The following is a 21,198-nucleotide window of genomic DNA, read 5'->3' as shown; positions in this document are numbered from 1 at the left end:
CTTACTCCAGCCCGTAAATTTGAGCGTCTTCCTTAACCTGTAAAATCGCTCTCATCATGTAGAAGTCGTCGGGAGTCGTAATCTTGATGTTTTCAAACGGACCGTCGGTCATATGGAGGTGGTAGCCGTAATGTTGCATCAAAGTGCATGAGTCAATGAAATCGTGGCGGTTTTCGGAAAGGGCCTTTTCGTGTGCCGCAAGGATGTCCTTGAGCCAAAAACATTGGGGGGCCTTGGCGACTCGGGAATGGGGCCTGTCCTGCACGACTTTTATGTTGTTGTCGTCGTCAATTTCAACAAGCGTTTCCTTGACGGTTGCACTTGTAATCGAAGAACCGAATTGCTTGACGCATTGCACGTTTTCCGAAAGCAATTGGGAATTGATTAGCGGACGCACTCCATCGTGGATGAGAACGATGGATGGCTCGTCTTTTGCGATTTGGGCTGCAGCACAGAGCCCGTTGTAGATGGAAAGCTGCCCGGATTCACCTCCGGGGACGACTGCTTTAATCTTTTTGAGATGGTATGAGTCTATCAGCTTGTTGAGGTGGTCAATCCATTCTTTTACGCAGACGACAACAACAGAATCGATGTCTTTGCAGTTTTCAAAATGCTCGATTGTGTGGACAATGATGGGCTTGTCGTGAATCTTCAGAAACTGCTTCGGTAGATCTCTGCTGTGCATGCGGGTTCCGACTCCGCCTGCGAAAATGACGCCGATATTCATAGTGCTATTTTCCTCTTACCCTTAAAAATAGATAAAAATAGCTTTAGCTCCATCTTGGATATTGCCGTTTTGGCCCTTGATGAGCTTGGTGCAAAATTTTCTGGGTTCGATTTGTCAAAAAAAGTATATATTTTGCTTGGTTGGCAAAAGGGGTCGGTGGGGAGTCACCTAGGAATTGTGACTGTTATGCGATTTTGTGGATGCTGGTATAAAGTTGTCTTTATGTTACTTTTAGGAGTAACATTTTTTGCCTGTAGCAACAGTGAATACCTGTATACCGATAATGACGTAGCCTCCTTGGTAGAAACAGGAGAAGCCTATTCAGCACAATCGGCCTTAAGTGTGGATTATCCGTATGCGGGAATCCCAAGATTGTTTATTGAAACGGAAGATAACGTTGCCGTTCGCGACCGTGAAACGGAAATCCCTGCGAAGATGTGGATCGGAAACGAAAGTTTCCCTGATACGGATGCGATGGAATTGACCATTCGGGGCCGTGGAAATTCTTCTTGGTTAATGCCCCAAAAAAGTTACAAGCTTGAATTTTCTAAAAAGCAGTCCCTGTTGGGAATGCCTAAGGATAGGGATTGGGCGCTTGTTTCGAATTACGTGGACAAGTCCTTGATGAAGAATTACCTCATGTATCGACTCTCTAATAGGGTGGGGGCGTATTACGCTCCGCGATGTGAATTTGTGGAATTGTTCCTGAACAGGGAATATCTAGGCGTATACTTGTTGACGGAGACCATCAAGAAGTCAAAGAGCAGGGTGAGTCTTCCGCAAAATGAAAATTCCTATATAGTCGAAGTCGATGGCAAGTACCGTAAAGAAGATCAAGTTATTTTCTTGAAGGTGCTGAAGGACGATGCAATGCCGTTTCGCGTTCATGAACCTAGGAAGGCTTCCGAAGAAAGTCTTGATGCATTGAAGGATTATCTTCGCAATTTCGAAAAACACTTAAAAACTGTTACTATCGATAAAGACAATGACATGCGAGACTGGATCGATGTGGATGAATACGTAAGGCATTTTTGGCTCCAGGAATTTCCGAAGAATCCCGATGCTGCTTTTTATACAAGCGTTTATTTTACTTGGACCAGGAATGGTGTCATAACGATGGGCCCAGTTTGGGACTTTGACCTTGCTTTTGGTGGACATCGCAAGCAACGTATAAAACAAGTTGAAAACTGGCATGTGAAAAATTCCTATTGGAACGCCTACGCGTTTATGGACCCGGTTGTGAGAAATGCCATGATTCATTTCTGGGAACGAAACAAGACGTCTTTCATGAAATTATTAACGGATGCGGATTCCGTGTACAATGTGCTAGAAAAGGCGGCGGAAAATAATTTTAAGCGTTGGAAAATTCTGAAGCGTGTTGATGACGATCACCATTTCGTCGCCTACGATAGCTATAAAGATGCTGTTGAAGATTTGAAAGAATGGATTGGCGAAAGGTACTTCTGGATAGAAACAGCGATGCAGAAGGAAGCCTTGTCAGATGTTGTCGTCGATCCACTGGATTCGTTGAGTAATCCAGCTCTTTAAACTGTCTACGGCTTTGTCGTAGTTCTCGTAAGAGTCAACAAAAGGCCAATCTGAATCGTTCTGTAGCGTGGGCCAGCGCTTAAACTCGTTTCTAGAAGCCTTGCTTAACTTTTTCGCGGCGGGTGTTATGGAGTCAACAGCGTCTAAGAATGTCTGACGGTTATTTTTCCAGTATTGGGAAACAGCCTTTTTGAATTCATTATTTTTGAAAAGATACTTGTACCACCCTTGATAACGTACATACCAATCATAAGGACTCATCATTCGAGTGTTCCCGATTCCGTAGGCGACGTCAAAATCCCAGACTGGTCCCATTTGGAATGGAAAATTGTACTGCCAAGTGATGAAGATGCTTCGACCGAAGGCTCCGTCAATGTTCTTTGAAAATTCCTGAATCCAGTAGTAGCGAACAAAGTCTTCAATATCAATCCATTCAGAAAGCGTAATACTGTCGTTAGAAATTCCTTTTTCAAATTCGTTGATATGAGATTCTAAAAGTTCAAGGCTTTTTTGAGTTGGGTCTTTGGGATACTTGATGTTGAATGTACAATTGAGGTGGCTCTGCAACAAGATGTCGTCGTCATCTGCATCTCTTGTTTTTTCAAAAAGGAAGCTGGAATCACTTTTGGAAATGTTGACGCGATGTTTGGCGACTTTAATGTGTTCTACCAGAAGATAGACTCCCATATAGTTGCGATTTAGGTATAGTTCTACAAATTGATTGCGGGGAGAATAGTCGTCTTGCAAAGTGCGCGCAAGCTGGTAGGTGAAATGATTCCGGAGCATGCTTTTGTCGCGCTGGTTAGAAACTAAATCCCATTCCTTGTCTTCCGGCATACCAAACAAACTCTGTTTTTGCTCAAAATTTAGCTTGATGCTGTATTTTGCCATGGTAAAGCTGGAGTGTCCGCGCCCTTTAACGGTCAAGTCTAAAACTTCGCTTTCCGGACGATCTTTCCCGTATATCTGTAATTTAGAGGGAATCTTTGTTTCTCTATCATTGATTTGAGCGAAGTCTTCCGTTTCAATCACAAGCCGAGGTAAGTCGGCGTAGGGGTACTCCGAATCGTCCAACGGCAAAAAATCAGGATTGCTCTCGGTGTCGTTCCATGTACATGCGCTGAATAGAAAGCAGAATAGAATAATCTGCAAAAGAATGAGTGCATTCCGATAGTTCTGCATTACGGCTAATTCCAGTCAATGTCAAGAGTCTGGATCAATGAATCGAGACGATGTGTGATTTTCTCGGCGCCATTTGCGTTTAAATGATCTGTACCCTGAGCAAGTTCATTCGGGTAATCATGGTCTCCCATTTTATTTTCGTCAAATAAAATAAAATTAGGGTATATCTTGTTAATGGCTTGGATTTCTTCAATGAGTGAAGGGGCTTCGCTGCGCAACAGTCCGTAACGTCCGAAAGACCCGGTTTCTTTGTATTGGGGGTTTTGTGGGAAAATAACTCCTATGACAAAAATGTTTTTTTCTTTGCTTATTTGTATGATTTCTTTCAACATGTCTATTTTCTTGTAGAAGAGTGATTTATTGCTCGATAACCATGTGGAATCATTTGAAACTTCCGGGTAATTCCAGCTTGAACCGCTTATAGGATCTTGGCCTCTGTTTTTACGGTACTTAGCTGCAATTGATGGTGTGCCTGGGGAATCATAAGTTAGATTGTATAGGTTTGGTGGATAGTAGTCTTTCCAAAAATTATGGTTTTCATCATAGACATACCCTGAGTAATGTTTGTATGGATTGTTTAAGAGGCTGTTGTTACAACAAGACCATCTGTCAATATCTAATTCAAAAATGATTACTTTTAAATTTTGTATGTGATGGAAAAGATACTTTTCAAGAAAAAGGTATGAACCTTGTATGGAATTGCCGGAACTTCCAAAGTTAACAGCGAATGCTGGGCTTGTGAAGGCTAGAGGCTTTATGCCATTTTCTGTTCGTGAAGATCCCAATGCGATTATGTTTGCGGAATCTTTATAGCCCCATAACAGTTCCATTTTATAACGCCAACGGTCTGCTGTAGGGTAAATGCCTGATGCATTGTAATACAAACCGGCACTATCAGGGTCAAGAATAAATCCGCTGCTACTCGAATGGATGGTATCTTCGCTGGCGTTGCTGCTACTGGAGAGCGAGACTTTCATTTGTGGCTTAGCCCAGAAACAGGGGTGCCATAGCTCGTCTCCTTCAACAAGGTCTATGGAAGTGTTGCTTGCTAAATCAATAAGTGTGATGCGCTTATGTGCTCCATCGGTATTGACGAGGGTTGCTACGATATTGTCATTTGCATTGCCAACAGTCCATTCGCTGTGGTCAAAGGTGTAACCTGTTGGTGCCTGTACATAGTGTGTTAAATTTCCCGTACTATCGGCAATAAGGATGTATTGGTGTGTCGAGTATTTTTTTCCAACAAAGGTTTGGCCAGTTTTCCCGCCGAAGTCCAAAAATGCGGTGCGTTTAGAGTTGTCTTTAGAAAGTGATACGTTACAGGCTTGTTCGTTATTGTACCAAATTGTGTCTTTATTGTGCACTCTTGCACGTAAAAGTCTTGCTCCGGATACTGCCAAGCCATTACTTATACCCCCATGGTATGCTCCATCAAATAGCTTTTGCGGTTTGCCAAATTTGCCGTTTGCAAAAATGACTTGCCAGGTACTGTAATTTTTAAACGTCGCATTGTCTTTGTTGTTCCCGGGGTTTGAAACATAGGTAATGGCGGTGTCTCCGTTTTCGAGGACTTTCCAACGGGGGATAGCGGCGCTTTCCACATTGAGCTTCACTAGGTTGGAACCGATGGAGTCTAGGTTTCGTACATAAACGTTTGACAGACTTGAAACGCCTTCAATTCCAGTACAGAAAGCAACTTTTTTGCCATCGGGAGATATATCAGGATGAAATACGTGGACGGTATCGTTAATTTCTGTAATAGTATTTCCGCCTATTGCGTAATCAATGTATGCTAAATTACCGCTCTGGTAATTTAGAAAAGCCATTTTCATGTCCGTTGTTTTTGAAACATCCCATAAGTCGGTGGAATTTGCAAGAATGGTAATTGGAGCGCTGGAAGCGTAGCCTTTATTATCTAGCCATATGGCATTTGGAATGGCGCCGATAGCAAGACGGAATCCGATATAGTCTGCGTGGGAGGCTGAAGTTACAGTGTATACGTCTCCTCTGGAATATAAATCAACATTCGTAGAATCTGGGCTCCTGTTGTAGCGTTTGACAATTCTTTCGCCCAAATCGTTGGCGTTTTTGACTCCAGTAAAGTTTACGATAGTTGTATCCTTGAGTTGCCCAAGAAAATCGTTCGACCATTCCATGGGTTTTCCCGAAAAAAACTGGAATTTGTAGGAACTGGTCGCTGCTTTGATCCATTCTGCTTCGGTTGGTATTCGGTATCCCTTACGGCTTTCACGGAAAAGAAAACTGCTGAGGTTGGTGCAGTGCCCCTCGTTATCATAAACTGCTTTTGAATAGTCGTAGGCGCTGTCAAGCTTCTCTTTGCTACTTCTCTTGTTTGCAAAGAGAACTGCGTCAAAGAAGGTTATGTCGGTAATGGGCTCGTTGTCGTTGCATTTCAAGGTTTGTGCTAACTTAGTTCCCGCCATTATTGATTTGAAATCTTTGCATTTAACTAAGGCAGAATCCATGAAATAGTCGTATTCTAGAACGGTTCTTAATTCCGGCGTTTCGCTTTCTCGGGCTCCTTTTTTATTAGTGCCTATAATGACGACCTTTTCGGAACCCTTAACAAGAATCATTCCCTCGTGGAATTCATTAATAGAATCAGATCCGTTTGAAATAGAGTCTGGTTCCGAAGACAGTTTATCTTCTTCAAGAATAAGGCAATCCTCGGTGGCGCCGCATTCAGTATTGCTACTGTTACTGCATGCTTCCAAGAAACAGACAATCACTGCTAAGAAGAAAAAACTTTTTACCATGCTAAGAAATATAGTATATAAAGGTGATTTCACAAAATGTGATCTTCGGCTCATTGACTTAAATTTTTAAATTTGAATGGTAATAAATGACTGCGCCTACTAAAAGAATTCTCTGTTTTTTTCTTATCTTGCTTTTGCTAGGATTGGTTTCTGCGGTTGCCCGCGAATCCATTCTGCCTGTTCGCGGCCCGGAAAGCTACGCCCTCTTTGGTGGCGTTGCAGAACTCCGCGATGACGTTTACAGTGCGGACTTGAACGTGGCGGGGGAGTTCGCCCCTTGCCATTGCTTTAGCATTTATGGCGATTTTTCTTATAGGCTTTTGAGCTATGAATATGACGTCATGTTTCATGACCAGCGTCACGAAGCGTTGAACTTGCATGTTAACGGCCTGAACGAATCCTATTTGGGCATAAAGCTGATGCCATTTTCTTTTGCGGGTGTTGATTTCAACTGGAGGCTTCCTCCCCGCGAAGGTTCCCGCGTCAATCGCTTTTATCGAATCGGCGTTTCTCCGTTTGGCCTTTATGAATTCTCCCGCAATATGGTGTTGGGGGCTGCTGTTGAGTATTTCTCTTTCCTCGAAGAGCGAAACTTTCAGCCCGGTGATGAATTGGGCGTAAAGGGCTCCATTTCGTGGAAACTCCTCTGGGACCGCGATGATTATTCTGGCTGGAAGTTTGATTATGTTTTCTTGTACCGTTGGCGCATCCAGGAATCCGAAAATCTAAATATGCAAAAGCCGTATCGCAAAATGGATGACCTTTATCGCGGTTTTAGAATGCGTGTTGATGCTGCCCATTATTTCTCGGTGCTCAAGAATTCTTTAGGAATGGCTCTTTTTTACGAAATGAATCGCGGCAATCTGTTTGGAATGGAAACCGGCCATACGTTAGGACTCTATGCAAAGTTCATGTTCTTATAAAGCAGTCCTGATTGGCAACGGTACCATGGGGCAGCGGCACAAGCGGCTGTTCGAAGAAGACGGTGTTGAGTTTATCGGAGTCGCCGACACTTCGGCCGAGGCTACCGCTCTGTTCAAACGGATTAAAACTGGCGAACTTGCTCCCGATTTTGCCGTTGTTGCATCTCCTGCCGTAACGCACGACGAATACGTCAAAAAATGCATCAAAATGAAGCTCCCGGTGCTTGTGGAAAAACCGGTGTCGGTATCTGGGGAGGATGCTCTGGAATACCAGAAACTTGCCTTGAGGCGGGGCGTGCTTGTCTTTGTCGGGCATTCGGAACGCTACAATCCGGCAATTGAAGAATTTGCGAAGACTGACTTCTGCAGGGAAATGCAGAATTGCTTGAAATCCTGGTTCCTCCAAAAGCAAGATGTTTTCCCGGTTTGTTTCAAGTTTACGCGAACGCACGGTTTTTCGCCGCGTAACCGTGATGTTTCCGTGGAATACGACCTGATGATTCACGACGTGGACTTACTTTGTCTCTTTGTAGATAAGAACGCCATGATGTACAAGTCGCTTCAATGTGAGGAATTGTCGGATGACCGCGTTCATGCCGTCTATGACTTCAGAACGGTAAAGGCCGAATTTATTGCCGATCGTAATTGCGCTAGCGACAGTCGCACTGTTGAAATTTCAATGAATGGACAATCCGTAACATTGGATTTGGGGGCTTATCGCAATGAAAATCCGGCGTATGCCCTGCGACGCGAACACGAGGCTTTTCTAAATTATTTGAACTCTTATAAGAAAACGGCGCGAGATAAAGATCCTGAATACGATTGGTATGGAGGCTTTTACGACGCCTGCTATGCGGTCGTACTGGTTTCTTTGATTGGCGAATTGTTCAAAAAGGGGAGAGCGAATGAAATTGATGCAAAATAAGTTTGTGCCCGCGCTTTTTTTGTTCTGCGCGGCGTATGCCCTTGCCTATATTCCTGGCGAGTCGGGCTTTGTATCGCTCGAAAATGAACATGGTATTTGGGGCAACCCGGCCGGTCTTGCCGCCTTTGATTCCAAGGGCGCGCTCATTAGCTATGATTATGATAAGTCCATCAAGGATTTTCGCATTGGCGGTAATTTAGAACACTGGGCTGCGGGCTTTGAATATATCCAGGGTCCACACCATCTCGATTTTTCTCGTTGGAGCATCACTCACGGTAACGCTCTCTTGAATCGCACAATTTTTGTAGGCGAGCGCGTAAACGCTATCCGCACTGCAGACTTTACAGGCACGGAATGGAGCATGGATTTGGGTGTCATGATTCACCCGCTTTCGTTCGTCTCGCTCGGCTACTCCTGTGACAACGTGCTCTACGCCGGCCCGCAAGCGCCCGAACGCGTGCAGAACTTGGGCGCAACACTTCGTCTTGGCCCTCTCTTTAGCGTGAGTTACGACGTCGAAGATTTCGAAGACCATCGCTTGCTTTTTGAACTAGGACTTTACGGCGTTCGCTGGGGATTTCGCATGCCGTTGCATGGCGATGACGAATATCGCCTTACGTTCTCCACTAGCTTCGGTGGCTACAATAATGTCGCCCTGCATGTGTACGACGATTTCCTGCCTAAGGGGGGCGCATGGGGCTATCACAGCGCTCGCAACCCGAACGCTTCTTTGAGTGCGCAAATTATCCGTGTGCCGCTTGACATGCAGATCTCTGAAACCGAAGATGAATTTTCGTTCTTCCGCAAGAGTTCCATTAGCATTTGGCATGTGCGCAATCTGTTTGAACACATGTTGCGCGATCCGGCCTGCGGCCTCGTGATTCTAGACTTTTCGGGCTACAAGGGCAATATCGGGATATCGAGCGAAATCGATCGCTATGTCAAAAAACTCAAGGCTCGCGGAAGCAAGGTTGTTGCCTACATGGATGACATTCGCCCCGCGGTGCTACTGGCGTCTGCGCATGTGGATCGTATCGCAGTGGAACCCTCTGCTCACATGAACTGGCGAGGTCTCGGCGGAAACATCCTTTTCTATAAGGGGCTGTTTGACAAGCTAGGCGTAAAGGCGGAATTCCTGCGTCATGGGGCTTACAAGTCTGCTGTAGAACCCTATGTGGCTGACTCCATGTCGGCTGAGGCTCGTGCTAATTTTGACACGCTGTATAACGATTTGTGGACGGCTTTACAAACCTACATTTCTATGCGTAGCGTCGGCTCTCAAATGCCGGCCGAGGCCGCTTACAAGCATTTAGATTCCTTGGCGGGCGAACCTTTGGTCACCGCCTCTGCGGCAAAGCGCGCGGGTCTTGTAGACACCTTGCTTTACCTGGATCAAGTGCCCTCTTACGCATTAAAGACTTTCTTTGATATTGACTACCCGAATGCAGCGTATCGCACTTGGGCTCCCTCCAGCAAGAAGATTTTTAACGAAAGTTGGGCTCCTCGAGCAAAGATTGCCCTCTTGAATATTGATGGTACCATTGATTCCCGCATGGAACGCTCTGTGCTTGAATCGATTCGCAAGTTGCCTTCGACGGGTGCAGAAGCCTTGATTGTGCGCATTTCATCGCCGGGTGGTTCCGCTATCGCTTCCGACAAGATTTGGGCGGCTCTCCGCAATATTAGCGAACAGGGAATTCCGGTCGTCTCTAGCATCGGCTACATGGGGGCTTCGGGCGGTTACTACATCGCTTGCGCCGGCGACAAGATTCTTGCAGAACCGATGGCCATTGTGGGTAGCATCGGTATCTATGGCGGTAAAATCGATGCCTCGGGCCTTATGGACAAAATCGGGCTCAAGGCCGAAACCGTCAAGACGCATGATTACGCCGACGCGACGACCTTTACGCGCGCCTGGACGGACCGCGAAAAGGCCGCCTTGCAGGCGTACATGGATGAATTTTACGACCGCTTTACCGGGGTTGTCTCTAAGGCTACAGGTATCCCGCAGGCGACCGTCGATACCGCCTACGGTGGCGGCCGCGTCATGATCGGTATCAAGGCCCTTTCGGCTGGGCTTGTCCACGGCCTCGGCGGAATCGACGACGCCATCGCCGTCGCCAAGCAACTTGCCGACATCGGCGAGTACACCGATATCGATTTGCAAGTGCTCGGCTCCGGCCATTCGCTCACGCTCCCGACTCCGGGCTCCAAGATGCTTTACCAGTTGTCCGACTGGACCGACTACATTTATGACTTGAGCCGCCCGCAGCTTTGGGCTGTCGAACCCGCGCTTTTTGAACCGGCTTTGTTAGGTATTGAATAATGTTTTATATCGTCCTTACGGTTTTAGGTTGCTTGGCCATCTCGGCGTTCTGTTCGGTGACAGAAGCGTCGTTTTATAGCATGCCGCCTGCAACCATCGAGCAGTTGCAAAAACAGAAAAAGTTTACTGCCCGCTACATTGTGCATGTCAAGGAAAATATTGACCGCTACATCGCCTCGGTGCTGGTGGTGAATACGATTGCAAATACGGTAGGCGCATCGCTTGCTACGGCGCTGGCTGTTAAAAATTTGCCGCCGCTCGGGCAGGTGTCGCTCCCGATTATTCTTACCGTGCTCATTCTTTTGTTTGGCGAAATCACGCCGAAAACGCTTGGCGTCAAGCAGGCAAAAATTGCGGCCCCCTTGGTCGCGGTGCCTTTCTATTACATCACGATTGTCCTTTCGTGGACAGGTATTATCTGGCTTTGTCTCACGCTGACCAAGCACTGGACGCGCGAAAAAGAAGACAAGAAGGACGTGAGTATCGATGACATCAACAGCTTGGTAAGTCTCGGGCTCCGCGAAGATGTCATTGACCGCCAACAGTCTCTGGTCATCAAGAATATTCTTGCCTTGAAGTCTGTGCCGGTGCGTAAAGTCATGACGCCGCGTCAGGTGGTGTTTTCGCTTCAGGCGGATTCTTCTATCGGCGAAACTCTCGATGAACGCGGAAACTGGCCGTTTTCTCGCGTACCGCTTTACGAAAAAGAAAAAGACAATTGGATTGGGATTGTGCTCCGCCGCGATGCCTACAACAAGCTTGCCGAGGGCTTGCGCGATGTCAAACTCCGCCAGATGATGCGCCCGCTGCAGCTCATACCCGATAGCCTTACGCTAGACAAGCTTTTGCTCCGTTTCTTAAAGCAGCGCGGACATATCGTGGGCGTTGTCGATGAATGGGGCGCCATTGCCGGCATCGTCAGCCTCGAAGATGTCCTCGAAGAAATCCTCGGTCGCGAAATCGTTGATGAATACGACGAAGCCATTGACCTTCAAGAAACCGCCCGCCGCCGCTCCAAAGCCCTTGCCCGCATCCGCCAACAAAGCAAAATGCAAAAGGACCTTGAAAAATGAAAAGAGTGTCACACGAACCCGTGTGGCTTTAAAAAGATTTTTTATGGAAAAAGCAAAACCGAATTACTTCCCGGCTCTTGATGGCCTTCGACTCCTCGCTAGCATTAACATCGTGATGCTTCACTTGGGCTCCTCCTCTGCCCTCAATTACATGTCCGATTACAAGTGGATCATGCCCATCGTGAATGCGCCCGCCTTTGCTGCCGGCATCTTCTACGTGCTTGCAGGCTTCTTGTTCGCAAGCAAGTTTAGCGATCCGGAACGCCAAATCCCCGTTATCCCCTTCATGTTTGCCCGCATCTCCAAGCTTTACCGCCTGCACTTCTTCATGACGCTTCTCATGTTTGTCGTGCTCGTCTTCAAGTTCAGCGGTTATACGCACCTGCCCGGGCTCTCTGAAATTGGCGATTGCTTTGCTGCAGGCCTTGCTAAAATGACCCACCCATGGCGAAGCCTCCTTTTGCACATTACCCTTACTTGGTCCATTGTGCCCGATTTGGGCATGAAATTGAATGAACCCTCTTGGTCTCTCACCAGTTTCTTTGTCTGCTACGCTGTAACACCTTGGTTTAGCCGCTGGCTCTTTAAACAAAGCGACCGCACTCTTTGGGTGCTTTTCGGAACACTCTTTATTCCTGGCATTCTCTGGGCAACCTTCTTCGGCCTTTCTGACAACCTCTGGTTCGACAGTTACGACGCCAAGTACCGTTTCTTCCACATTTTTGCGCCCGTCCGCATTTTTGAATACCTGTTCGGCATGGTTCTCTTTAGACTCTTTAAAGAAGGCCACTTCGATTTCCTCAAGCGTAACTTTGCTAGCGGCATTGCGCAGTTCATCATGCTTGCAGCCATTTACGGCAGTCTTTTCTTAATGCGTCCGGAACTGAATCCCGGCTTCAACTATTTCTTCCACCATTCCCTTCCGATTTTGCTGTACGGCCTTTTCTTGGTCTCGCTTTTGACCGGCAAGGGTTTTGTGGCGAAGTTTTTCTGCATTGGAATTGTCCGTAAAATTGGCCGGGCATCGTTCTACCCGTATCTCATTCATTTGCCCATCATCACGATTGCCTGGGGCATTTGTAACTTGAACCAACCCAAGAATACAATCCTGCTCTTGATATTCATTTATACGGTAAGTACGCTGTACAGCGAGTTCAAAGTTTGGCGCCGCAAAAAGGCAAAAGCCAAGCTGCAAGAGAATTCCGCAAAGTAACTAGTTGTTAACATTGCTCCGGGATATGAAATCCCGAAAATTTTTTGAGAACGTTTTGCGAACGAAAACTGCAAATCGGGGTGTGAATTAAATCACCGATTTCCTATAAATTTACAAAAAAACGCCACTTTTGCAACTGAATTATTACAAATAAAACCTTCCCGTAAAATGGTCTCTATTTTATATTTACGAGTGGGTGTAAAAGTCATCAATAAGGAATAATTATGAAGAACATTTTCAAAGTAGCGATTGGTGCGCTCGCTCTCACGGCGGCAACCTCCTCCTTTGCGGGTCAATACCCCTTCCCGCAGAACATGAAGCATCCGAACGGCACGACCATTGAATATGCCAATACGGACATGATCAAGTCCCACTACCAGAAGTGGAAAAAGGCTTGGTACAACTCCAACAATGGTTGGATTTATGCACCGGAAGGAACCGGTTCTACCGTTTCTGAAGCTATCGCTTACGGTATGTTGATCGCCGTCTATATGGACGATCAGACCATGTTCGATAAGGTTTATGGCGTTTGGACGTCCAACGGCGGTAACGGCGGTGGTATGAACTGGCGCATTGGTGACGGTGGCGGTTCCGGTTCTGCAACTGACGCAGACGTTGACGCTGCTCTCGCTCTTGTGATGGCTTCCAAGCAGTGGAACAAGGATTCCTACTTGAGCGACGCCAAGAAGATTATCTCTTGGATTGGCTCCAACGATATTAACGGTGGCCACGTTAAGCCGGGTAACCAGTGGAACGATGCTTTTAACCCGAGCTACGGTACGCTCGCTAACTTTGAACTCTTCAAGTCTGTTGACGCTTCTGGTCCGTGGGCAAACGTGCTCTCTACCACCGCTTCTGACCTGAAGGCTTGCCAGAACTCCTCTACGGGTCTCGTCCCGGACTGGTGCGACTGGAACTCTCATAAGCCGACCAAGACTTCTGCTTCTGTGGCCCAGACCGAAGATGCAGGCTTCTTTGATGACGCAGCCCGTACTCCGTGGCGCATGGCTTGGGCTTTCTACTGGTACGGTAACTCCGATGCAAAGGCCTTCAACAAGAAGGTTTCTGATTGGCTCATCCCGACCACTCACACCGCTAGTGGCGTGAACTCCGGTTATTATGTTGATGGTACTCCGGAACTCTCTACCAAGCGTCGTTTTGTTTCTTCTACCTTCTCTGGTGGTCTCGGCCTTGCAACGTCTTCTGTTGATGCTGCTGATGCTAAGGCTTATCTCGGTACGGTCTATAAGGCTCTTTCTACCCTCACGAGCTGCGAAACTGCTCAGGGTTGCGGTGAAGGCGTTACCGGTGAAAAGTACTATCCGGCTACTTTGAACCTCCTTTACCTCCTCCTCATGACCGGTAACATGCCGAACCTCTATAATCTGACTGGTTTCACTGCTTTCACTCCGGATCCGTCCAAGGCTCCGTCTGTGAACGAAATTGGCGGTGTACAGCAGGCTATTAAGGATTCTACTGTGGGTCTCTCTGGCTTCTGGAACTGGGGCGCATACCATGACAAGCTCAATATCGGTACCAAGATGGTTCCGGATTCTGGTTCTTCTCCGCTCTACCGCAAGGATGACGGTTCTATCTACGCCGAAGCTTCTATGGAAATTGGTCCGGAACCGGACTGGTCTGCTGAAGCTGCCGCTGCAGGCACTCTCAAGTATCCGTCTGCCGGTATCGCCATGTCCTTCCTCTCTAACGACAAGAAGGGTGTGAACTTCAATACCCTCGGCATTAAGGCTGTTCGCGTAACGATGAAGTGCTCTGGCCCGATCCGTATGGCTATCCTCAACGAAAAGACTGCTCAGGCTGGTGCTGAACCGGGTACATTTATTAAGAATAGCGACGATTATAAGGCTTCTACCTTTGATCTGACCCCGGAAGATTATGGCTTCAAGGGCTTTACTGATCCGGACGCCAAGTTTGCTGGTGGTATCTTGGATTGGGTTGACCCGAACGAAGCTCCGGAAGGCAGCGAAATCATTACCGCTGTTACCGGCCTCAAGTGGGAAGTTAAGGATGCCAAGGGTGGTATCGGTGAACTTTCCATCAAGTCTGTTGAATTCCTCGATGCAAGTGGCAACGTCGTTGATCCGGTCAAGATTACCGGCATCACGATCAAGGATCAGCCGATCGCTATCAAGGCTGCCGCTGCTCCGGCCGCTGCAAAGATCTCTGTCTCTGGCATGACCATCTCTGCCGGCACTCAGGATATCGCAGTGTTCTCCCTCCAGGGCAAGAAGATTGTTTCTGGCAAGGCTTCTGTCACGGTCCCGAGCAAGGGTATCTACCTGGTTCGCGTGAACGGCAAGCTCTCCAAGGTGAACGTCAAGTAATCCTAGCTTGAACTAAGCAATTAAAGAAGACCTCCGATTCAATCGGAGGTCTTCTTGTTTGTGTGTGAAGGAGTAAATTGTTTATCGTTCGTAGTAGCCCGAAGGCTACTTTTTTTTGTAGCCGTGGGCTACATTTCTTCGAGTTCTTTACCCTTGGTTTCTTTAATGAACTTTGCCACAAAGAAGATACTGAACGCAGCGAAGAAGGTGTAGATCATGTAGGTCGGTCCAACGCCAACGCCGTCTTCGCCAGTAAGCACCGGGAACGTCCAAGTGACAACAAAGTTTGCAAACCACTGTGCCAGACCGCAAATAGCGATAGCGACGGTACGAATGCGGTTGTTGAACATTTCACCGAGCATCACCCACATAACCGGTCCCCACGTTGCCGCAAAGAAGGTAATGTAGAGGTTGGCGGCGATCAAGGCGATAACCGGAGCGGCACCTGGCAAGGTTCCGTCGGGTTGGAGGTTCATGAAGCAAAGACCGAGTGTGCCCAAGGTAACGGCCATGCCGATACTACCAATCAACAGGAGCGGCTTACGGCCAATCTTATCGATAAGCATGATAGCGACTACAGTCATGACCAAGTTCACGCCACTCGAAATCACGCTGGTGAGGAATGCATCGCTTTCGCCAAACCCGACACTCTGCCAAAGCATGGTGCCGTAGTAGAAAATCACGTTAATACCCACGAGCTGCTGCAAAATGGCAAGGCCGAGGCCTGCCCACAGAATCGGGGAAATGCGTTCCTTGCCGTCAATAATTTCAAGCAAGTCGATGAACTTGGCAGATTTTTTGGTCTTGAAGCTGGACTGGATGGTTTCGACTTCCTTGTCGACGCCTTCAGGGTTAATCTGGGCGAGCACTTTCTTGGCTTGTTCCAAGTAACCCTTGTGAACCAGGTAACGCGGCGATTCAGGAAGTTTCCAGGCGGCGTAGCCATAAAGCACGGCCGGAATGATTTCGACCCAGAACATCACCTGCCAAGCCTTGATATTGCCGATCATGGGGGCGTTTGCAGACCCTGCGATGCGCACTATCAAGTAGTTTGAAAGCAGGGCCACGAAAATACCTATCACGATGGCCATTTGCTGCATCGAGCCCAAGCGTCCGCGCAAATGGGCGGGGGCTGTTTCTGCAATGTAAATCGGGGCGATGATACTTGCCATACCAATGCCGAGGCCGCCAATCACACGCCACAGGATAAAGTCAGGAATGCCGAAGGGAATGCCAGACCCGATGGCGCTAAGCAGGAACAAGTCCGAGGCAAAGAGCATGCAACGCACACGGCCGAATGCATCGGCGACTTTACCTGCAAAAAATGCACCGATGGCAGCACCAATCAGTGCGAGTGAAACGGACCAGGCTAGCTGATAATCCGTTGCGTGAAAGTGGGCTTTCAAGGCTCCGTTCGCGCCGTTAATCACGGACGAGTCGAAACCGAAAAGGAATCCGCCGATTGCGGCAGATAGGGTAATCAGCACAATGTGCCTGAGGTTTGAATTTGTATTTGTCATAACATTACCGTTTTGGTTGGTTATTGATAATCAATATATTTGTTTGTTCTAAAAAATGCCATATCAAATAACCAAAATAAAAGGAATTTTTTATTCCAATTTGGAATATTCCAAACTGGTTGGATGGAGCTAAAATGCTGTTGAACAGTGTATGACACCCGCGTTTTCGGCCCGAAAACGTGCGCTTTGAATAAGGTTGACTTTGAAAATTTCTATCTTTACGCCCGAAAATTTAATGCCCGTGGCGCGGTGCCGCGGGGTTTGAGGTAACCCATGTTTCGTGAAGTAAAGAAAGAAGAGTCGTTTCCACAAATAGAAGAGCGTGTGCTCGGCTTGTGGGATAAGGATGAATCGTTCAAGAAGTCGCTGGACTCCCGTCCGGAAACTGAACCGTACACTTTCTACGATGGCCCTCCGTTTGCAACGGGCCTTCCTCACTACGGTCACTTGCTTGCCGGTACCATCAAGGACATCGTTCCGCGTTACTGGACCATGAAGGGCAAGAAGGTTCCGCGCGGTTTCGGTTGGGACTGCCACGGCCTTCCGATTGAATCTCTCGTGCAGAACGAACTCGGTCTCGCTGGCGTTGCTGAAATCCAGAAGCTCGGCGTCGACAAGTTCAACGAAACTTGCCGCGGCAAGGTGCTCAAGTACACGAGCGAATGGAAGAAGACCGTTCGCCGCATGGGCCGCTGGGTCGACTTCGACAAGGGCTACAAGACCATGGACAAGAACTTCATGGAATCTGTGTGGTGGGTGTTCAAGCAGTGCTTTGACAAGGGCCTCATCTACCAGGGCTACCGCATCCAGCCGTACAGCCCGGCTCTCGCTACTCCGCTTTCGAACTTCGAGACGAACCAGGGTTATAAGGACCGTCAGGACCCGTCTCTGACCCTCATCTTCCCGCTCAACACGGATGAAGCCAAGTTCAAGGACACGAGCATCCTCGTGTGGACGACGACCCCGTGGACACTTTATTCTAACTTCTGCATTGTTGTGGGCCCGGACATGGACTACAACCTTGTGGAACAGGATGGCAAGAAGTACTGGATTGCTGCAAGCCGTACCGCCGCCTATTTCAAGAACCCGAACATCGTCGATACCTGCAAGGGCTCTGAACTCGTGGGCAAGGACTACGAACCGCTTTCCCGTATCTCCGACGAATTCGTGACGCCGGACCAGCTGTCCCGCCACTACAAGATTTACCCCGCCGACTACGTGAGTACCGAAGATGGTACTGGCGCCGTGCATACCGCTCCCTCCTTCGGTGAAGAAGACTTCCAGAAGGGCGCAGAACTCGACCTCGGCCTTTTCGACCCGCTCGATACCGAAGGCAAGTTTACGGACAAGGTCCCGATGTGGAAGGGCCTTGGCGCTAAGGAAGCCGACAAGGAAATTATCCGCTTCTTCAAGGAACAGGGCCGCGTGTTCAAGCAGGACACGATTGTGCATAGCTACCCGCACTGCTGGCGTACCGGCGTTCCTCTGATTTACCGCGCCCTCAAGACTTGGTTCTTGAAGATTGATGCTCCTGTCACAAGCAAGGACGGCGTGACCAAAACTTTGAAGGAATGGATGGTCGAAAACAACCAGACTGTGAACTGGGTTCCGGACCACATCAAGAACGGACGCTTCGGCAAGTGGCTCGAAGGCGCCCGCGACTGGAACCTTTCCCGTAACCGTTTCTGGGGTACGCCGATTCCGGTGTGGCTCTCTGACGACGGCGACATGATTGCCGTGGGTTCTATCGAAGAACTCCAGCAACTCACTGGCGTGAAGCTCGATGACTTGCACAAGCACTTTGTGGACAAGCTCACCATCGAAAAGAACGGCAAGGTCTACCGCCGCACGCCTGAAGTTTTTGACTGCTGGTTTGAATCCGGTTCTATGCCGTATGCTAGCCGCCATTACCCGTTCGAAAACAAGGAACTCGTTGAACGCAGCTTCCCGGCTGACTTCATTGCCGAAGGCCTCGACCAGACTCGTGGTTGGTTCTACACGTTGACCGTGCTTTCTAACGCTTTGTTCCAGAAGCCGGCATTCAAGAACGTGATTGTGAACGGTATTATCTTGGCCGAAGATGGTTCCAAGATGAGTAAGTCCAAGCGCAACTATCCGGACCCGAACGATCTTATCGAACGCACGGGTGCCGACGCCATCCGCTTGTTCATGATCAACTCCGCCGCTTTGAAGGCCGAAGACCTCCGCTTCAGCGAAGAAGGCGTGAAGGGCATCGTGAAGCAGGTGATGCTCCCGCTTTGGAACGCTGTGGCATTCTTTGTTTCTAACCACAATGCCGACGCCGCCAAGGGCCAACTCAACTGGAAGCCGGGTCAGGAAGTCAAGAGCGACAACGAACTTGACCGCTGGATGCTTGCAACCTTGCAGGATTTGGCCGCCAAGGTCGAAGTTGAAATGAAGGCTTACCGCCTGTATAACGTGGTGCCCGCCGTGATTGCCGCGGTCGATGACCTCACGAACTGGTACGTGCGCCGCAGCCGTCGCCGTTTCTGGAAGAGCGAAAACGATGGCGACAAGAACGCCGCCTACGCTACCATGTACAAGGTGCTCGTCGACTTCTCCAAGATTCTCGCTCCGTTCCTCCCGCTCCTCGCCGAAGAAATCTACCAGATTCTCGTGCGCGAAGTGGACGCCAACGCCCCGGTGAGCGTGCACCTCTGCGAATTCCCGAGCGCCGACAAGTCCCTCATGGACGAAACCCTCGTGGAACGCATCGCCATGGTGCGTGGCATGGTTGAAATGGGCCGCGTGATTCGTGCTACGAACAACGTAAAGAACCGTATGCCGATTGCCAGCATGACGGTGGTTGCTCACGGTAAGGTCGAAAAGGACGTTGCCGATACCATGAAGGACTTGATCCTCGAAGAACTCAACGTTCGCGAAATGAAGTTCCTCGAAGACGAAACCAAGCTCGTGCAGCTCTCCGCCAAGCCGAACTTCCTCGCTATCAAGGCGAAGGGCCCGGATTACGCGAAGAACATGAAGGTGATTTCCGCCAAGCTCAACAGCCTCTCGGTTGACGAAATCAAGGCTCTGCAGAATGGCGAAACCATCAAGTTCGACTTCGGTGAAGTCGGTGCCGACTGCCTCATGCTCAACCGCATCGTGGCCGACGGCATGGCTGTGGAAGCCAACCAGCACTTCACCGTGGCTCTGGACCTGAAGATCACGGACGAACTCCGCCGCGCCTGCGTGGCCCGCGAACTCGTGAACCGCATCCAGAACCGCCGTAAGGACCAGAACTACGCTATCTCCGACAAGATTGAAGTGACGCTGTTCTCTGCAAGTGACGTCTTCAAGCAGGCTGTCGCGGAGAATGAAGCTTACATCGCCGGCGAGACCCAAGCTGTCGCTATCAAGTGGGCTGCCGCTGCCGATGGCCTCGAAGCCAACGATGCCGACGGCGAAGCTTTCTCGTTTACGACTGTTAAGGCCTAACTGTTTTCCCGGCGTTGGTCGGAATCGCCCCGCTACCTAAAAGTAGCGGGGCCTTTTTTGTCTTTAATCACCTTTTTTTACAAGTTGTCGCAAAAATCGCAATTTTTTGTCTTTTTTGCTCAAAATGAATTTATCTTTAATGGAGTATGAAACATTTATGCGTCCTTCTGCTAAGTTCTATCTTTCTCGTAGGCTGTGGTTATACGAGCCATTATGCCCATGTAGAAGCCTTTGAAATGGAAACTCCCGCTGCTCCCGAAATCCGCGGTGCGGGTAACTATAAAGAACCTAATACGGCTAACGTTCGCCTGTCTGCAAATGTGCACGCTGGCCCGCAAGATAAGGAACGACTTCACGGCCTCAGAAACAGCTTGAGCGGCTGTAGCGATCTTAACAAGTGCAAGGATTTTAAATCCGAAGAAGTTAAAGAAAAAGTAGACGGTACCTACAAAATGATGTACCCGTACGTAGAAGCTTCTTTAGATTACATCAGCAAAAAAGATCTCTTCCTTTGGGGCCTTACTTTTGCTCTCAATAAAGGATTGTACAGCAGTCTTCTTTTAGGCATAAACACCAAGTATTTTGAAGTGGGTGGCTCGCTAGGTATGTGGATGTACTTCCGCAAATTCAATTATTCGGGAACATCATACGATTGCGATACCTTCTTTGGTGCGGACCATCTAGACAAATACCCGTTTGAATCATCAAATGGCATGGGAACGGTCGTTACCTATGGCGGGTACGCCAGTGCCTATTATGGCCCCTTCTCGCTGAATTTCTCGGTAAACGTATATCGGCCTGACCCCTCGTATCCTGGAGATGATGACGACAATGTTTCTAGATCGAGTGGCACGGTGTCTGAATTCGACTTCCCGCTTGTCGTAACAGAATACGTTACTGCCGGCTACCGCATAAATGAACATTGGGAAGTCCGTTTGGGCGCCTCCAATATCGTTGGCGAGCTCCCCGGCTGGCATTGGGGCACAACGGGTGGCATAAGCTACTACACCAAATAAACTTGCAAAAAACTTATTTTCCTTTGAAACGTGAGAATAAACACGTTTCTTATTGAAAGTTTACAAAAATATGGCGAAATTTACGTTATTTCGCCACTTTGCTTATTTTTACGAACGTTTTGTAAAAAAATAAGTTATTTTAAAATTGGACTGCTGAAAAAGCT

General features: G+C 48.4%; 13 protein-coding genes. 9 read left to right on the top strand and 4 right to left on the bottom strand.

The features are described from left to right. Position 1: 1 nt before the first annotated feature. On the bottom strand, positions 2 to 727 hold the full coding sequence (locus tag QZN53_RS00335) for a 2-C-methyl-D-erythritol 4-phosphate cytidylyltransferase (protein ID WP_163436638.1): 726 nt from the start codon (positions 725 to 727) through the stop codon (positions 2 to 4). Positions 728 to 949: 222 nt separating this feature from the next. Here QZN53_RS00335 and QZN53_RS00330 point away from each other — a divergent pair, with 222 nt between their 5' ends. Beyond that, positions 950 to 2,275, top strand: coding sequence for a CotH kinase family protein (locus QZN53_RS00330; RefSeq protein WP_163436637.1), 1,326 nt, complete (start codon positions 950 to 952; stop codon positions 2,273 to 2,275). Here the strand turns inward: QZN53_RS00330 and QZN53_RS00325 are convergent. Together QZN53_RS00325 and QZN53_RS00320 are read right to left on the bottom strand one after the other, a co-directional pair. Then, on the bottom strand, positions 2,225 to 3,457 hold the full coding sequence (locus QZN53_RS00325) for a CotH kinase family protein (RefSeq protein ID WP_163436636.1): 1,233 nt from the start codon (positions 3,455 to 3,457) through the stop codon (positions 2,225 to 2,227). The genes QZN53_RS00330 and QZN53_RS00325 overlap by 51 nt on opposite strands. Positions 3,458 to 3,462: 5 nt before the next feature. Continuing rightward, positions 3,463 to 6,234: a TIGR02171 family protein gene (locus QZN53_RS00320; RefSeq protein WP_163436635.1), complete on the bottom strand. Its 2,772-nt coding sequence runs from the start codon at positions 6,232 to 6,234 to the stop codon at positions 3,463 to 3,465. 143 nt (positions 6,235 to 6,377) lie between these two features. Between QZN53_RS00320 and QZN53_RS00315 the strand changes: the two genes are divergently transcribed. The 6 genes from QZN53_RS00315 to QZN53_RS00290 all read left to right on the top strand — a co-directional run bounded on the left by QZN53_RS00315 (position 6,378) and on the right by QZN53_RS00290 (position 15,039). Further along, positions 6,378 to 7,157, top strand: a complete 780-nt coding sequence (locus QZN53_RS00315) for a hypothetical protein (protein WP_163436633.1) — start codon at positions 6,378 to 6,380, stop codon at positions 7,155 to 7,157. Further along, positions 7,135 to 8,082 (top strand): Gfo/Idh/MocA family oxidoreductase, encoded by a 948-nt coding sequence (locus QZN53_RS00310; RefSeq protein WP_163436632.1) that lies wholly within the window; start codon positions 7,135 to 7,137, stop codon positions 8,080 to 8,082. Before QZN53_RS00315 ends, QZN53_RS00310 begins: the two co-directional genes overlap by 23 nt. Continuing rightward, a complete protein-coding gene (gene sppA, locus QZN53_RS00305) occupies positions 8,063 to 10,408 on the top strand; it encodes a signal peptide peptidase SppA (protein WP_294650756.1) in 2,346 nt (781 codons plus the stop codon). The genes QZN53_RS00310 and sppA overlap by 20 nt, the downstream gene beginning before the upstream one ends. Then, complete coding sequence (locus tag QZN53_RS00300; RefSeq protein ID WP_163436631.1) at positions 10,408 to 11,481, top strand: hemolysin family protein; 1,074 nt, start codon at positions 10,408 to 10,410, stop codon at positions 11,479 to 11,481. Before sppA ends, QZN53_RS00300 begins: the two co-directional genes overlap by 1 nt. Positions 11,482 to 11,524: 43 nt before the next feature. Then, the gene (locus QZN53_RS00295; protein WP_163436630.1) at positions 11,525 to 12,694 is read left to right on the top strand and encodes an acyltransferase; all 1,170 of its coding nucleotides are present in this window, start codon (positions 11,525 to 11,527) and stop codon (positions 12,692 to 12,694) included. A 224-nt stretch (positions 12,695 to 12,918) separates the two neighbouring features. Continuing rightward, on the top strand, positions 12,919 to 15,039 hold the full coding sequence (locus tag QZN53_RS00290; RefSeq protein ID WP_163436629.1) for a glycosyl hydrolase family 8: 2,121 nt from the start codon (positions 12,919 to 12,921) through the stop codon (positions 15,037 to 15,039). Between the two features lie 128 nt (positions 15,040 to 15,167). On the opposite strand, the gene QZN53_RS00285 is transcribed toward QZN53_RS00290, so the two are convergent. Further along, positions 15,168 to 16,559: a sugar porter family MFS transporter gene (locus QZN53_RS00285; protein WP_163436628.1), complete on the bottom strand. Its 1,392-nt coding sequence runs from the start codon at positions 16,557 to 16,559 to the stop codon at positions 15,168 to 15,170. Positions 16,560 to 16,832: 273 nt separating this feature from the next. Between QZN53_RS00285 and ileS the strand changes: the two genes are divergently transcribed. Together ileS and QZN53_RS00275 are read left to right on the top strand one after the other, a co-directional pair. Next, entirely contained in the window at positions 16,833 to 20,018 is a 3,186-nt protein-coding gene (ileS, locus tag QZN53_RS00280; protein WP_163436627.1) for an isoleucine--tRNA ligase, read from the top strand. Between the two features lie 146 nt (positions 20,019 to 20,164). Beyond that, complete coding sequence (locus QZN53_RS00275) at positions 20,165 to 21,034, top strand: hypothetical protein (RefSeq protein ID WP_163436626.1); 870 nt, start codon at positions 20,165 to 20,167, stop codon at positions 21,032 to 21,034. Positions 21,035 to 21,198 lie beyond the last annotated feature (164 nt).

Origin of the sequence: uncultured Fibrobacter sp. (assembly GCF_900316465.1) — a bacterium.
In the GTDB taxonomy this organism is placed as follows: Bacteria; Fibrobacterota; Fibrobacteria; order Fibrobacterales; family Fibrobacteraceae; genus Fibrobacter.
The sequence above is the reverse complement of the archived record's forward strand: the minus strand, read 5'-3'. Positions and strand labels throughout refer to the sequence as shown.

Bases quoted from the DNA above. Each gene is read 5' to 3' on its own strand.
- QZN53_RS00335 (WP_163436638.1), bottom strand. From the start codon at position 727: ATGAATATCGGCGTCATTTTCGCAGGCGGAGTCGGAACCCGCATGCAC.
- QZN53_RS00330 (WP_163436637.1), top strand. From the start codon at position 950: ATGTTACTTTTAGGAGTAACATTTTTTGCCTGTAGCAACAGTGAATAC.
- QZN53_RS00325 (WP_163436636.1), bottom strand. From the start codon at position 3,457: ATGCAGAACTATCGGAATGCACTCATTCTTTTGCAGATTATTCTATTC.
- QZN53_RS00320 (WP_163436635.1), bottom strand. From the start codon at position 6,234: ATGGTAAAAAGTTTTTTCTTCTTAGCAGTGATTGTCTGTTTCTTGGAA.
- QZN53_RS00310 (WP_163436632.1), top strand. From the start codon at position 7,135: ATGCAAAGTTCATGTTCTTATAAAGCAGTCCTGATTGGCAACGGTACC.
- sppA (WP_294650756.1), top strand. From the start codon at position 8,063: ATGAAATTGATGCAAAATAAGTTTGTGCCCGCGCTTTTTTTGTTCTGC.
- QZN53_RS00300 (WP_163436631.1), top strand. From the start codon at position 10,408: ATGTTTTATATCGTCCTTACGGTTTTAGGTTGCTTGGCCATCTCGGCG.
- QZN53_RS00295 (WP_163436630.1), top strand. From the start codon at position 11,525: ATGGAAAAAGCAAAACCGAATTACTTCCCGGCTCTTGATGGCCTTCGA.
- QZN53_RS00290 (WP_163436629.1), top strand. From the start codon at position 12,919: ATGAAGAACATTTTCAAAGTAGCGATTGGTGCGCTCGCTCTCACGGCG.
- QZN53_RS00285 (WP_163436628.1), bottom strand. From the start codon at position 16,559: ATGACAAATACAAATTCAAACCTCAGGCACATTGTGCTGATTACCCTA.
- ileS (WP_163436627.1), top strand. From the start codon at position 16,833: ATGTTTCGTGAAGTAAAGAAAGAAGAGTCGTTTCCACAAATAGAAGAG.
- QZN53_RS00275 (WP_163436626.1), top strand. From the start codon at position 20,165: ATGAAACATTTATGCGTCCTTCTGCTAAGTTCTATCTTTCTCGTAGGC.